This window comes from uncultured Algibacter sp. (assembly GCF_947487575.1).
Taxonomy (GTDB): Bacteria; Bacteroidota; Bacteroidia; order Flavobacteriales; family Flavobacteriaceae; genus Algibacter_B.
The window spans coordinates 245,835-259,208 of sequence record NZ_CANKXG010000002.1 but is presented as its reverse complement, the minus strand read 5'-3'; the positions used below and the strand labels follow the sequence as shown (position 1 = coordinate 259,208).

The following is a 13,374-nucleotide window of genomic DNA, read 5'->3' as shown; positions in this document are numbered from 1 at the left end:
ATCGTCATTATTTGTTTAATAACTTTGAGTTGCAATACATCTTCAGGTTCAAAAATGGTAGATGCTTTGGATGAGAACCTGAAGTTAGATAATGGTGTTTTACTTTATAATGAAATTCATTTTGAAGGTATTTTAGTTTCTTATTTTGAAGCTGAAAAAGTAAAATCTAAAATTGAATATGTTAATGGTAAGAAGCACGGTTATGAAAAGCAATGGTATAAAAATGGAAGTAAGTCTATAGAAAGATTTTATAAAGAAGGATTTAAAACAGGTATACATAAGTCATGGTGGGAAGATGGAACTCCTAAGTTTGAATATCATTTTAATGAAAAGGGGGAGTTTCACGGTGTTGTGAAAGAATGGTATAAATCAGGTCAGATTTTTAGAGACTTTAATTATGTAGCTGGAAAAGAATTAGGAAGTCAGCGTATGTGGAAAAATGATGGCACTCTTAAAGCAAATTATGAGGTGATAAATGGCGAACGTTTTGGCTTAATTGGTTTAAAAAAGTGCTATACCGTAACAGTTAATAGCAATGAGGTTAAATAGATTTTTAAAAGAATGATGAATATTAATTTGAAACTTATAGGTTTTTTTATATTGATGATTTTTTGGTCGTGTAAAGAAAAGAAAGGTATGCATCCAATTACATCTTTACCTTATTTTAATTCTGCAGATTTCACACCAGAATGGGATGCGCCAAAGCATAAAATACCATCATTCTCTTTTGTAAACCAAAATGGAGAGATTGTTACCAATTCCACTTTTGAAAACAACATATACATAGCAGATTTTTTCTTTACAAGCTGCCCAGGGATTTGTCCAAAGCTTACCAAAAATATGAGTGAACTTCAAGAGACTTATAAAAACGATAATGAGATTTTATTGCTATCTCATACAGTAATGCCATGGCGAGATTCAGTTCCTTTATTAAAAGAATATGGTTTAGAAAATAATGTGAATCCTGATAAATGGCATTTAGTTACGGGTGATAAAGACGAACTTTATAGCATGGCAAGAAAAGGCTATTTCGCTGATGAAGACTTCACTAAAACACAAGACGAAAGCAATTTCATTCATACTGAAAACTTTGTTTTAGTCGATAAAGAAGGATATATACGTGGTGTTTATAATGGTACTTTAGAAATTGACATTGAACGTTTAAAACGACATATAAAAATTTTAAAACAAGAGGTTTGATTTGATTGATTTTTTGATAAAAAGCTTCGTGGTTTATTCATGAAGCTTTTTTACTTTTATAGAAATTTGAAAATTATGAAACGGTTTGGACTAATATTTTTATTGATTGTGTTTTTATTTTCTTGTAAAAGAAAGGATGCTCCTGTATCTAGAGTTTTTAAAAATATTGTAATTAAAACACATGCTTTAGATTCAACTTTAAGTATTCGAGCTATAGAAAGGACTAGCGATGATAATATTTTTTTTCTAACTTCTAATGGGTTTGGAGGAGTGATTTATTACAGTGAATATGATAAAAAAACGAATGTGATTTTTCCAGTTCCAATGGCTCATGATAGTGTGAGTAATAATTTTAGAGCATTTGCGTCAACTAATAGATATGGTTTTGCGCTTTCAATAGGGTCACCTGCAAGATTATATAGAATTAAAAACGATGAGAAAATAATAGTCTACCAAGAAAATCACCCAAAAGCATTTTACGATTCCATGGATTTCTGGAACGACCAAGAAGGTATTGCAATTGGAGATAGTACAGATGGTTGTTTAAGTATCATAATTACTCGTGATGGAGGAAATACTTGGAGAAAATTGGTATGTGATGAACTACCAAAAGGTACAGAAAATGAAGGTGCTTTTGCGGCAAGCGATACTAATATAGCTATAATTGGAGATAATACTTGGGTTGCCACTACTGCAGGCCGAGTTTATTATTCTCCAAATAAAGGAGATACTTGGGAAGTTTTTGATACACCAATAGTAAAAGAAAAAGATACTGAAGGCATTTATTCTATAGACTTTTATGATGAGTTAAACGGGTTCGCCATTGGAGGCGATTACACCAAGCCAGATAATAATAAAGCTAATAAAATTAGAACCCGAGATGGTGGGAAAACATGGAAGCTAGTTGCGCAAAATCAAAATCCAGGATACAGAAGTTGTGTGCAATATATTCCAAATAGAGAAGGGAAGGAGCTTGTGACTATTGGTTTTAAAGGTATCGACTTTAGTAATGATTCGGGAAGTACTTGGACGCATCTAAGTGATGAAGGTTTCTATACTATTCGTTTTTTAAATGATTCTACGGCTTATGCAGCTGGTACAGGAAGAATTTCTAAATTGACGTTTACTGAATAAGAAGAAAAGAGAAAATTAATTTTTCTCTTTTCTTCTTTTTTTAAATTCATCGAGTATTTTCCTTTTAAAATCTTCTTCAGCTACTTTGAGAAGAATTATTTTTTTAGGAGACAAAATACTAGATAGGTTTTTAACGAGTTCCACTTTAATCTTATGCGCTTTAATTTCTGCAGTATTGAGTCTTGTTAAAAGGGTGTTAGCCTTTTCATCAGTCATGGTATCAATATTATTTTTTATTTCTTTTCTAATGTCCCTCATCTCTTTAAATCTAATTGCGAACATTTCTTTTTCGTGGGCATTATAAACAGGCCAAAATTTTTGAGCTTCTTGAGTAGTTAAATCTAATTTCTCAGTTATAAAGGATACTTTAAGAGCTTTTATGCGTTCTCTTTTGTTTTGTTGCCCTGAAATATTTAATGATACCAGTAGCAGTAGTAATGGGAGTAGTTTTTTCATTGTATATATTATTATTCTATCATTAAAACCTCAATATCGGCATTATCTAATAGGTATTCTTCTATATTATCTTCGTTAAAATTATGTTCAATAAAATTGTCTTCTTCTATATGCTCATCAATAAATAGCGCAGCAATCTCATAAGAACTAATGTTTTCATCTTCAATATAGTTTTGCACGGTTTCAATATCTAAGTTGTCAAATGAGGGTTTGTTTTCAAAAACAGAAAGGTTAAACAATAATAAGATAGCTGCAGCAATCGAGGAAATATAAATTAAATTTCTTTTACTAAAAAGCTGAACAACTTTTGGTTCATTTGTGTTTAAAGTATTATTTAAAATCTTGTTATCTAGAGATTCAAAATAATTATCAGGAACTTTAAACCCTGGTTTTCTAATTGAATCTAATTTATTTTCAATATTTAATTTACTAAATATTTTTTCATCAAAAGACTCAAAATAATCATTAGGTAGTTTAAAACCTGTTGATTTAATATTTGGGATATTTTTATTTTTCATTTTTTTAAATTCTACATATTTGACCAGAATATATCGAAAAGGTTTAATTATGAGTTAAATAGGCTTCAATTTTTTTTACTGCGATATGGTATGATGCTTTTAAGGCGCCTTCGCTTGTTTCTAATATTTCTGACATGTCTTTATATTTCAAATCTTCAAAATATTTCATGTTAAATACTAATTGTTGTTTTTCTGGTAAGGTTGCAATTGCTCTCTGTAACTTTAATTGAATTTCATTACCTTCAAAGTATACATCCGATGGTAAGTTATTAATGGCTAAGTTCTGGACTTCTTCATTACTGACCTGCAATCGTTTTGCTTTTTTGTTTATAAATGTTATTGATTCGTTTGTTGCGATACGATACATCCATGAGAATAATTTACTATCGCCTTTAAACTTATCAATATTCTTGAAAATTTTTATAAAAGTATTTTGAAGCACATCATCGGCATCATCATGAGATTTTACAATACTACGAATATGCCAATACAACCGCTCCTTGTAAAGCGAAAGTAATGCTTTAAAGGCTTTATTTTTATACGTCTCAGATTTTAGTTGTTCTAATAATTGTGCTTCGTCAATCACAAACAATTGTTTAGACTTTAGACTAATAAATATACTAAAAGTTTAAAGTGTAAAAAATCATTTTTATCTCAAAAACGTATTCTGCTGTTTTTTAGATGATTAATGTTAAATAATCGATTAAGTGTAAATAAAATACGATTAAATGTATTTTTTCTTGTAGGATTAGTTTTTGTGTTTTATATTTGTAACAGAAACCTACTTATGTTGTTAGTCTTCCCCAAGTCTAGCAAAAACCAAAAAAAAGGATAGAAACCCAAATCTCTATCCTTTTTATATTTTATAAACTATTAAGCTCTATTCAAAGCTTTGCATGTCTACTAATTTTTTATAAACACCGTTTATATTAATAAGTTCCTCGTGCTTTCCTTGTTCAACAATCTCTCCTTTTTTTAAGACCACAATATTATCAGCATTTTGGATGGTTGAAAGCCTGTGAGCTATAACTATAGACGTTCTGTTTTTCATCATATTTTCTAAAGCTACTTGCACAACACGTTCGCTTTCCGTGTCTAATGCAGATGTTGCTTCGTCTAAAACCATAATTGGTGGACTTTTTAAAACTGCTCGAGCAATGCTTAAACGTTGTTTTTGTCCTCCAGAAAGTTTTCCGCCCGCATCTCCAATATTGGTATTTATGCCTTCGGGTAAATCCTTAACAAATTCCCATGCATTAGCAACCTTTAAAGCTTCAATAACTTCTTCTTCAGTTGCATCTTGGTTACCTAGTTTTAAATTATTGATAATACTATCATTAAATAGAATCGCATCTTGAGTAACAATACCTAGTTGCTGTCTTAAAGAACTTGTTGTAATATCGTTAATGTTTTGTCCATCAATTAGGATGTCACCTTTATTAACATGATAAAATCGAGTTATTAGATTGGCAATGGTAGACTTTCCACTACCAGATTGACCAACCAATGCCACTGTTTTACCTTTGGGAATTGTTAACGAGAAGTTTTTTAGCACATAATCATCTTTATACTTAAATGAAATGTTTTTAAACTCCATTTGGCTATTAAACCCTTCTATGTCAATAGCATTTGGTTTATCTTTTACAGGGTTTGGGGTGTCGATAATTTCCTCTATACGTTCTGCCGCGGCACCACCTTTTTTAATGTTATAAATACCACGCGTTATAGCTTTTGCTGGTGTTAGTATTTGATATGAAAGTGTCATATAAACTAAAAAAGCACTTCCGTCTAGAGACGAACCAGGAACTCCGCTAAGCACTAAGTTTCCTCCGTACCATAGAATGCCCGAAACCATTATAATACCCAAAATCTCACTAGTTGGTGAAGCTAAATTTTGGCGATTTAATAATTTATTTGAATAGTTATAAAATCGATTTGTAGATTTTTGAAACCTATCATTAAAAACACTTTCTGCATTAAACCCTTTGATGATGCGCAAGCCTGTTAATGTTTCTTCTAAAGTAGATATAAATACACCTTGTTCTTTTTGAACTCGACCTGATTTTCGTTTTAAACTTTTTCCAATTCTTGAAATAATAAAACCCATTATAGGGATAAATATAAAAACAAACAGTGTCAATTGAGGACTTATTAAAAGCATTGTAGCCAATGTAAATATTATAGTTAATGGTTCTCTTACAATAAGTTCTAAGACCGGTAGAAAAGAGTATTGTAAAGCATTAACATCACCAGTTACCCGAGCTATAATGTCTCCTTTTCTTTGTTCTGAAAAGAAAGATAGTGGTAGCTCTACAGTTTTTTTATAAACTTTATTTCTAATATCTCTAATAACACCGTTACGCAAAAAAACCATGAAATAACTGGCTAAATATGCAGCAATGTTTTTAAGTAAAAACATTATGACTATTAATACAATTACAAAAACAAGAGATTTAGCCTTATCTCCCCCTGTAAATTCATTCATTTTGAAGGATAGAAAGTCTTGTGCAAACTCCTTGATGTTATCTAGACCCGTAAATTCAGGAATAGATTCTGGAGGTTGTTTTGTATTGTCAAAAATCACATCTAGCATGGGCATTAATGCTACAAAAGAAAGTGTACCAAATAAAGCATAAAACACATTAGAAATAATGTGTCCTAAAGCATACTTTTTATAAGGTTTAGCGTATTTTAATATATTAGTGAAATGACTCATTAAATGAGGTTCATATCTTTTAAGATGGTTTCGGCTTTAGTATCTAGAGCAGCTTCAGTAGCTTTAAAATTTTCAACTGAATCTAATTTAGAATTCACACTTACATAAAATTTTATTTTAGGTTCTGTACCACTCGGTCTTAAGGCAATTTGGCTTCCATCTTCAGTATAATAAATAATAACGTTAGATTTTGGTATGTCTAGAGACGTTGTTTTACCTGTTGCCATATCCATTGAAGTAGCTGATTCGTAATCTTCAATTTTCACAACTTTAGATCCGTTTACAATTTTAAGAGGGTTTTTACGAGCATCGGTCATCATTTGTTTGATTTCTTCTGCGCCTTCTATGCCTTTTTTAGTTAATGAGATTAATTTTTCTTTATAAAAACCATGTTCAGTATAAAGTTTAATTAATTCATTAAAAAATGAACTTCCGTTTGCTTTAGTAATTGCTGCTATCTCACAAGCTAGTAGGGTAGAGGTTACAGCATCTTTATCTCTTACAAAATCGCCTACCATAAAGCCAAAGCTTTCTTCTCCGCCACCAACAAAATCTAATTCTGGAAAATCTTTAATAAGTTTAGCTATCCATTTAAAACCAGTTAAAACAATTTTACTATCAACGCCATAAGCCGCTGCCAGTTTGGTTAGCATTGGCGTAGAAACAATAGTTGAAGCAATAAACTCTTTACCTTTAATTTTACCTTCTGCTTTCCATTGTTTTAATAAGAAATCGGTCATCATCAACATGGTTTGATTTCCGTTAAGAAGTTGTAATTCTCCATCGGAATTTCTAACAGCAACACCTAATCTGTCACAGTCAGGGTCAGTACCAATTACAATATCGGCATTTACTTTTTCAGCTAATTCTAAAGCCATTTTTAAAGCCGCTGGTTCTTCTGGGTTTGGAGATTTTACTGTTGGAAAACCACCATCTGGAACCTCTTGTTCTTTTACAATGTGTACATTTTTATAACCTGCACGTTTTAGCGTTTCAGGAACTGCAGTAATTGATGTTCCGTGAAGTGATGTGAATACAATCGTTAAATTATCTTTTGCCATCTGTGTAGCACCAACACATCCATTTTCTACCGAGGCATCTATAAAAGCATCATCAACATCTTTTCCTATATAATTAATAAGATTATTGTTCGCTTCAAATTTAATATCTGCATAATCCAAATCATTAATTAAATTAATTACTGCTCCATCATGTGGAGGAACTAATTGACCACCATCTTGCCAATACACCTTGTAACCATTATATTCAGGTGGGTTATGAGATGCAGTTAAAACGATACCGCAATGGCAATTTAAATGTTTTACCGCGAATGATAATTCTGGAGTAGCACGCAAATCTTCAAATAAATAGACCTCGATTCCATTTGCTGAAAACACATCAGCAACTACCTTAGCAAGTGTTTTACTATTGTGCCTACAGTCATAAGCAATAACTGCTTTTGGTGTTTCATTTGGAAATTGTTTGTGTAAATAATCACTTAAACCCTGAGTACTTTTTCCTAATGTATATTTATTTATACGATTAGTTCCAACACCCATTATACCTCGCATACCACCAGTTCCGAATTCTAAGTCTTTATAAAAGCTTTCTTGAATATCTTTTGGATTGTTGGCTATACTATTTTTTATAATAGTTTGCGTGTCTTCATCAAAAGCAGGTGTTAACCATGCATTTATTCTTTCTAAAATTTTTGGTTCAATGTGTATCATAAGTTTTATAAAAAAGTAGATTACAAAAGTAATCAATTGTAAAATAATAGCTTTCAAAAAGTTGCCATTTTGAAATAAATGAAGCCCTTTAAAGTATTCTAATTAAAATTTAATTCATCTTTAATTGAATACCTTTTTTTGTCTGTTTTATTGCGTAAAATTAATTCACCTAAAAAACCAGCAACAAAAAACTGAGTTCCTATAATCATTGTAGAAAGCGCAATGTAGAATTGTGGACGCTGCGTTATAAGTCTACCCGTTGGGTTTAAATATAATTTATCAATACCTAAGTATGTAGCAAATATAAAGCCTATAGCAAACATAATAAAACCTAAGGTACCAAACAAGTGCATTGGACGTTTGCCAAAATGCGATAAAAACCAGATGGTAATTAAATCTAAAAAACCGTGTATAAATCTGTTCATACCAAATTTTGTTTCTCCATATTTTCTAGCTTGATGTTGCACAACTTTTTCGCCAATTTTACTAAAACCTGCATTTTTTGATAATACTGGGATATAACGATGCATTTCGCCATTAACATCAATATTTTTTACAACATTTAATTTGTACGCTTTAAGACCGCAATTAAAATCATGTAGCTTAACGCCTGAAGTTCTTCTTGCAGCCCAATTAAATAATTTTGATGGCAGATTTTTACTTAAAACAGAGTCATAGCGTTTCTTTTTCCAACCAGAAACCAAATCGTAATGGTCTTTTATAACCATGTTATAAAGTTCTGGAATTTCATCCGGGCTATCTTGTAAATCAGCATCCATAGTAATTACTACATTGCCCTGCGCTTTTTCAAAACCAGCGTGAAGTGCTTGAGATTTACCAAAATTCCTTAAAAAGCGAATACCCTTTACTGATTCATTTTGGCTTGATAACCTCGATATGGTTTGCCATGAATCATCTGTACTACCATCATCTATAAAAATAATTTCATACGAAAAATGATTGGACTGCATAACTTTAGCAATCCAATCATGTAATTCGGTTAAAGATTCTTCCTCGTTTAGTAGTGGTATAACTACAGATATATGCATTTAGAATAGTTTCAAAATAATATTCAAAAATACTGAATTTATGCTTCGTCTGGGTTATTTTTTTTCATAACAGCAGCAACAATTAATCCAACTACACTAAATCCAATTAATTGAAAAACTAAAGATTGTAATACGTTACCAATAGCAAACATGTTGCCTTGTGCTTCCATTTTCTTCATAGTTTCATCAATAACTTCAGTAGGAACGTTATAAGCTTCCAGTCTTGCTAACTGTGAGTCAATCACTTTTACTTGCAGTTCTGCAGCAGCATCAGGGTCTATAACATTAAAAATAATAAGACTAACTATCGTACTAATAACAATTCCAATCAAGATAGTTATGAAATAAGAGGTAAAAGCATTTTTGAAACTTAAAAACCCTCCGTTAGCTTTTTTAGTATTTACAACAGAAATGATTCCAAAAACAATTATCGCGGCCATTAAACAAAGGCCAAACCATATTTTAGTGTATAAATCTAGATTAACAGCGTAGGCAACTACAGTTATTAAAGCTAATGTGATACCTAAATAAAGACCGTAATTTGTAGCAATAGATTTTAAAGATTTTTCCATAATATTTTAATTAATTTGTTAGTTGCTTAGTTAGTAACCAAAGATAAGAAAACGTTACATTATATATTTAAAAAGAATTCTTCAAAATACTGTCTTGAAGTTTCTGTTTTAATTGCTTTTTTCTAGAAATGGGAATCGTAATAAAAAATAATAAAAAGTATTGCGCATTTATAAAAAATACTTAAATTTGCACTTCCAAAATTGAAAGTAATAAAAAGCATTTAGAGATGAGAAAAGGTATACATCCAGAAAATTATAGATTAGTAGCGTTTAAAGATATGTCTAACGACGATGTGTTTTTAACAAAATCTACTGCAGATACTAATGAAACTCTTGAAGTTGATGGTGTTGAATACCCATTAGTAAAAATGGAGATTTCTAGAACATCTCATCCATACTATACTGGTAAATCTAAATTAGTAGATACAGCTGGTCGTATTGATAAGTTTAAAACTAAATACGCTAAGTTTAAAAAATAATTTAGTACAAAAGATATTTAAAAAAAGCCTTTCTACTATAGAAAGGCTTTTTTATTTTTACAATAATCTATTTGTTAATCTAAAGTTTAAGATAAGGGTATCAAAACTTTTAACTTTTAACTTTTAACTTTTAACTTTTTTATGAATTACATTCTTTTTGATGGTCCATCACGAAATAATTTATTACCCTTTACTTTTACAAGGCCGGTTGCCGATATTCGAGTTGGTATTTTAACCATTAGAGAAAAGTGGGAAACTTTTTTAAAAACGACCACAACAACAGTTACCGAGGATTATTTATCAGATAAATACCCTATGGTTGAAATGGATGAAAACATTATGATTAATGCATCTTATCTTCCCAATTTAGAGTTGGTAGAAATGATAAGAAACTTAAAAGAGAATCAAGCCATTTTTAAAGATGAAGACGTAATAGCGTTTTTTACAAAAGAAGCACAAGACGATATTAATTTTGAAAACTACCAAGCTATTGAGTTCCCTCAAGATATTATTAAAGTAGAAAACACCTGGGACATTTTCTCTAAAAATGGAGAAGCTATTCAAGAAGATTTTTTACTTATCACAAAAGGAAAAATATCTCAAGCTATTCCAGCAAGCAATAATATTATAGCGCCAGAAAATATATTTCTTGAAGAGGGAGCAAAATTAGAATTCGCAACACTTAATGCTAGCAATGGATCTATATATATTGGTAAAGATGCCGAAATTATGGAAGGCGCTATTATTCGTGGTCCATTTGCACTTTGCGAAAGCGCAACTATAAAATTAGGTGCCAAAATTTATGGGCCAACAACCGTAGGGCCGTATAGTAAAGTTGGAGGCGAAGTAAATAACTCAGTTATTTTTGGTTACTCCAATAAAGGGCATGACGGTTTTTTAGGTAATTCTGTATTAGGCGAATGGTGTAATTTAGGTGCAGATACTAACACTTCAAACCTAAAAAACAACTATGCTGAAGTCCGTTTATGGGATTATCAAACAGAGGGTTTTGCAAAAACTAGCTTACAGTTTTGTGGCCTCATGATGGGCGACCACAGTAAATGTGGCATAAACACCATGTTTAATACAGGTACCGTAATTGGTGTAAGCGCTAATGTTTTTGGTAGCGGTTTTCCGCGCAATTTTGTGCCTAGTTTTAGTTGGGGTGGTAACGGTGGCTTTACAACATACTTAACCAAAAAAGCATTCGAGGTTGCCCAAGTGGTTATGGCAAGGCGCAAAATTGAATTTTCGGATCAAGATAAAGCCATACTAGAACATATTTTCGAACAGACTAAACAGTACAGAAGAGATTAAAATTTTGGCGTTACCACAAGGGTCGGGCTTTTTCGCTATATCTTTTTTGCTTTTAATGGCAAAAAAGGATGCCGCTTCAATCCCTAACGCGCTAACCCGCGGTTTTTAAGGTTAAAATAGTAAAACAACGCTAGTGTACTAAAGCCATTTTATAGTTTATAAAAACAAAAAAATTATGTTAGGAATATTATTAATCTACTTTATAGGAAAACGATTTTACGACTTATCTGTTGATTACAGCAAAAACAAATGGCTTTATGCTATTTTAGGGGTTGTAACCTATTACGTTATCGGAAATGTTTTTCTTGCGCTAATTGTTATTTTAGATATTTATGTTTTCGATTGGGGTTTCAATTGGGAAAGCACCTATGGAATAAACTTATTGGCTTTACCATTAGGTCTGTTAGGTGTTTGGGGTTTTTATATTTTATTGGAAAAAAATTGGAAAAAATCTGTTGTAGTTATAAAAGACGAAATCCAAGATATAGGCAAAAACATAGAAGAAAATTAATCCTTCCTCACATATCTTAAATCCAATAAATTAATCGGATTTGTACCTAAGCCTTTTACATTTTTCTGAGTAAACCGCACCACTTCATCATAAAACAAAGGCACCATAATTGTTTTTTGCATAGCTAAAGAGTCCATGGTGGTATATAAATGTTTGCGTTCTTCAATATTTGTAACCGTAAACGCTTTGTTATATAAACTATCAAATACTGGGCTTTTGTAATGGAAATAATTCGAGCCACCAGGCGCAAAATTTTTGCTATAAAAAATAGATAAGTAATTCTCGGCATCTAAATAATCAGCAACCCAAGAGCTTCTAAACATATCAACTTTCCCGTTTGATCTGGCAGACCTTAACGTCGCTTCAGGCATGACATCAACATTAATTGTTAAACCTGTTTTTTCAAGTTCACGCTGTATAAATTCACAAAAACTTAAATAATTACTCGATGTTACTAAGGTAATTTCAGGGTTTGCTATACCGCTTTCATTTTTAAACTGTTCAACTAATCGTTTTGCTTTTTCTGGTTGGTAACTAAATCCAATAGATGTATCATGACCAGGAAGTCCTTTTGGAATAAAACCACCATTGGCGGGATTCCCAATACCATTTCGTAAATAAATCATCATTTTCTTTCGGTCAAAACCATAATTTATAGCTTTTCGTATTAATGGAGATTGTATTTCTGGTGTCTCAGAATCTAAATAAAATCCTAAATATTCCGTATTTAAATATGGCCCTCGAATCATATCAACTGTTTCAGCATATTTACTCCTAAGTTTACCGTCAGCAGTCAGTAATTCATCTTTGTAAGAGGCGTCAAGGCCTTGTAAGTAATCAATATTACCTTGGGCAAATTGTAAAAATTCACTTTGTTTATCTGGCAAAAATGTTAATGCTATCGCTTCTAAATATGGCAGTGATTTTCCAGTATCATCTTTCTCAAAGTATTGATTGTTTCTCCTAAAAACAAGCTTGATATTTTCTTCCCAACGCTTAAATTTAAAAGGACCTGTTCCAATAGGATTTGCTCTAAAATCAGTTCCATAATAATCCACAACCTCCTTGGGAACGACAGAGCAATACTTCATACTTAATAAACCAATAAAAGCAGGAAAAGGTTGTTTTAAAGTAATTTTAAAGATAGTATCGTTAACAGCTTTAAAACTATCAACTTTGTTTAAAACCCAGCTACCAGGGGCTGCAATTTTATCGTCTCTTAAGCGGTTTAGGCTGTATGTAAAATCATTAGCAACCACAGTTCTAGTTGAGTCTTTACCAAATAATTTGTGTTTATGGAAGTAAACATCGTTTCGTAAATTAAAAGTGTATGTAAGCCCGCTTTCAGATATAGTCCAATTTTTAGCAATAGAAGGTAATATATTTAAATCGCTATCCAGTTGCACTAATCCATTAAATAACTGATTACAAACCGAATTGTCTTGAAGTGTTCTAGAAAAGGCAGGGTCTAAAGTGTTTATGTTCGCAAATTCGTTGTATCGAAAAACAAGATGGTCTCTATTGTTGTTTGAATTATTTTCACAAGAAAAAAACAAAAAAAACATACAACTAATTGATAAATAGCTAATTATTTGTCTTGAAATTGGTTTTATCATGTAACTTATTAGTTGTAAATTTGCAATCTTTTAGTCAAAGAAGGTAAATATAATGAGATTTCCGTCTTCACGGAAA

At 31.4% G+C, this 13,374-nt stretch carries 14 protein-coding genes; 6 read left to right on the top strand and 8 right to left on the bottom strand.

Translation table 11 applies throughout. The features are described from left to right. The first annotated feature begins 24 nt into the window (after window positions 1-24). The 3 genes from Q0870_RS03345 to Q0870_RS03335 all read left to right on the top strand — a co-directional run bounded on the left by Q0870_RS03345 (window position 25) and on the right by Q0870_RS03335 (window position 2,334). Entirely contained in the window at window positions 25-549 is a 525-nt protein-coding gene (locus Q0870_RS03345) for a hypothetical protein (protein WP_298551069.1), read from the top strand. A 12-nt stretch (window positions 550-561) separates the two neighbouring features. Next, on the top strand, window positions 562-1,200 hold the full coding sequence (locus Q0870_RS03340; RefSeq protein ID WP_298551067.1) for an SCO family protein: 639 nt from the start codon (window positions 562-564) through the stop codon (window positions 1,198-1,200). A 75-nt stretch (window positions 1,201-1,275) separates the two neighbouring features. Beyond that, window positions 1,276-2,334 (top strand): oxidoreductase, encoded by a 1,059-nt coding sequence (locus Q0870_RS03335; protein WP_298551065.1) that lies wholly within the window; start codon window positions 1,276-1,278, stop codon window positions 2,332-2,334. Between the two features lie 15 nt (window positions 2,335-2,349). Here Q0870_RS03335 and Q0870_RS03330 read toward each other — a convergent pair whose 3' ends face one another. From Q0870_RS03330 to Q0870_RS03300, 7 genes are all read right to left on the bottom strand, one after another. Further along, window positions 2,350-2,790 (bottom strand): sensor of ECF-type sigma factor, encoded by a 441-nt coding sequence (locus Q0870_RS03330; RefSeq protein WP_298551063.1) that lies wholly within the window; start codon window positions 2,788-2,790, stop codon window positions 2,350-2,352. A gap of 11 nt (window positions 2,791-2,801) precedes the next feature. Beyond that, window positions 2,802-3,308 carry a hypothetical protein gene (locus tag Q0870_RS03325; RefSeq protein ID WP_298551060.1) on the bottom strand — a complete coding sequence of 169 codons (507 nt, stop codon included), beginning with the start codon at window positions 3,306-3,308 and terminating at the stop codon, window positions 2,802-2,804. 43 nt (window positions 3,309-3,351) lie between these two features. Next, the gene (locus tag Q0870_RS03320; protein WP_298551058.1) at window positions 3,352-3,894 is read right to left on the bottom strand and encodes an RNA polymerase sigma factor; all 543 of its coding nucleotides are present in this window, start codon (window positions 3,892-3,894) and stop codon (window positions 3,352-3,354) included. 294 nt (window positions 3,895-4,188) lie between these two features. Further along, a complete protein-coding gene (locus Q0870_RS03315; protein WP_298551056.1) occupies window positions 4,189-6,024 on the bottom strand; it encodes an ABC transporter ATP-binding protein in 1,836 nt (611 codons plus the stop codon). Then, window positions 6,024-7,754, bottom strand: coding sequence for a phospho-sugar mutase (locus Q0870_RS03310; RefSeq protein ID WP_298551054.1), 1,731 nt, complete (start codon window positions 7,752-7,754; stop codon window positions 6,024-6,026). Before Q0870_RS03310 ends, Q0870_RS03315 begins: the two co-directional genes overlap by 1 nt. A 98-nt stretch (window positions 7,755-7,852) precedes the next feature. After that, complete coding sequence (locus Q0870_RS03305; RefSeq protein WP_298551052.1) at window positions 7,853-8,803, bottom strand: glycosyltransferase family 2 protein; 951 nt, start codon at window positions 8,801-8,803, stop codon at window positions 7,853-7,855. A gap of 38 nt (window positions 8,804-8,841) precedes the next feature. Then, a complete protein-coding gene (locus Q0870_RS03300) occupies window positions 8,842-9,375 on the bottom strand; it encodes a DUF4199 domain-containing protein (protein ID WP_298551050.1) in 534 nt (177 codons plus the stop codon). A gap of 227 nt (window positions 9,376-9,602) precedes the next feature. On the opposite strand from Q0870_RS03300, the gene Q0870_RS03295 reads away from it, so the two are divergent. The 3 genes from Q0870_RS03295 to Q0870_RS03285 all read left to right on the top strand — a co-directional run bounded on the left by Q0870_RS03295 (window position 9,603) and on the right by Q0870_RS03285 (window position 11,682). Further along, window positions 9,603-9,854 carry a type B 50S ribosomal protein L31 gene (locus Q0870_RS03295; protein WP_135876988.1) on the top strand — a complete coding sequence of 84 codons (252 nt, stop codon included), beginning with the start codon at window positions 9,603-9,605 and terminating at the stop codon, window positions 9,852-9,854. A 141-nt stretch (window positions 9,855-9,995) separates the two neighbouring features. Further along, window positions 9,996-11,171: a GlmU family protein gene (locus tag Q0870_RS03290; RefSeq protein ID WP_298551049.1), complete on the top strand. Its 1,176-nt coding sequence runs from the start codon at window positions 9,996-9,998 to the stop codon at window positions 11,169-11,171. A gap of 175 nt (window positions 11,172-11,346) precedes the next feature. After that, window positions 11,347-11,682 carry a hypothetical protein gene (locus Q0870_RS03285; protein ID WP_298551048.1) on the top strand — a complete coding sequence of 112 codons (336 nt, stop codon included), beginning with the start codon at window positions 11,347-11,349 and terminating at the stop codon, window positions 11,680-11,682. On the opposite strand, the gene Q0870_RS03280 is transcribed toward Q0870_RS03285, so the two are convergent. Next, window positions 11,679-13,298 (bottom strand): ABC transporter substrate-binding protein, encoded by a 1,620-nt coding sequence (locus Q0870_RS03280; RefSeq protein ID WP_298551047.1) that lies wholly within the window; start codon window positions 13,296-13,298, stop codon window positions 11,679-11,681. The genes Q0870_RS03285 and Q0870_RS03280 overlap by 4 nt on opposite strands. Window positions 13,299-13,374 lie beyond the last annotated feature (76 nt).

Bases quoted from the DNA above. Each gene is read 5' to 3' on its own strand.
- Q0870_RS03340 (WP_298551067.1), top strand. From the start codon at position 562: ATGATGAATATTAATTTGAAACTTATAGGTTTTTTTATATTGATGATT.
- Q0870_RS03335 (WP_298551065.1), top strand. From the start codon at position 1,276: ATGAAACGGTTTGGACTAATATTTTTATTGATTGTGTTTTTATTTTCT.
- Q0870_RS03330 (WP_298551063.1), bottom strand. From the start codon at position 2,790: ATGAAAAAACTACTCCCATTACTACTGCTACTGGTATCATTAAATATT.
- Q0870_RS03325 (WP_298551060.1), bottom strand. From the start codon at position 3,308: ATGAAAAATAAAAATATCCCAAATATTAAATCAACAGGTTTTAAACTA.
- Q0870_RS03315 (WP_298551056.1), bottom strand. From the start codon at position 6,024: ATGAGTCATTTCACTAATATATTAAAATACGCTAAACCTTATAAAAAG.
- Q0870_RS03310 (WP_298551054.1), bottom strand. From the start codon at position 7,754: ATGATACACATTGAACCAAAAATTTTAGAAAGAATAAATGCATGGTTA.
- Q0870_RS03305 (WP_298551052.1), bottom strand. From the start codon at position 8,803: ATGCATATATCTGTAGTTATACCACTACTAAACGAGGAAGAATCTTTA.
- Q0870_RS03300 (WP_298551050.1), bottom strand. From the start codon at position 9,375: ATGGAAAAATCTTTAAAATCTATTGCTACAAATTACGGTCTTTATTTA.
- Q0870_RS03295 (WP_135876988.1), top strand. From the start codon at position 9,603: ATGAGAAAAGGTATACATCCAGAAAATTATAGATTAGTAGCGTTTAAA.
- Q0870_RS03290 (WP_298551049.1), top strand. From the start codon at position 9,996: ATGAATTACATTCTTTTTGATGGTCCATCACGAAATAATTTATTACCC.
- Q0870_RS03285 (WP_298551048.1), top strand. From the start codon at position 11,347: ATGTTAGGAATATTATTAATCTACTTTATAGGAAAACGATTTTACGAC.
- Q0870_RS03280 (WP_298551047.1), bottom strand. From the start codon at position 13,298: ATGATAAAACCAATTTCAAGACAAATAATTAGCTATTTATCAATTAGT.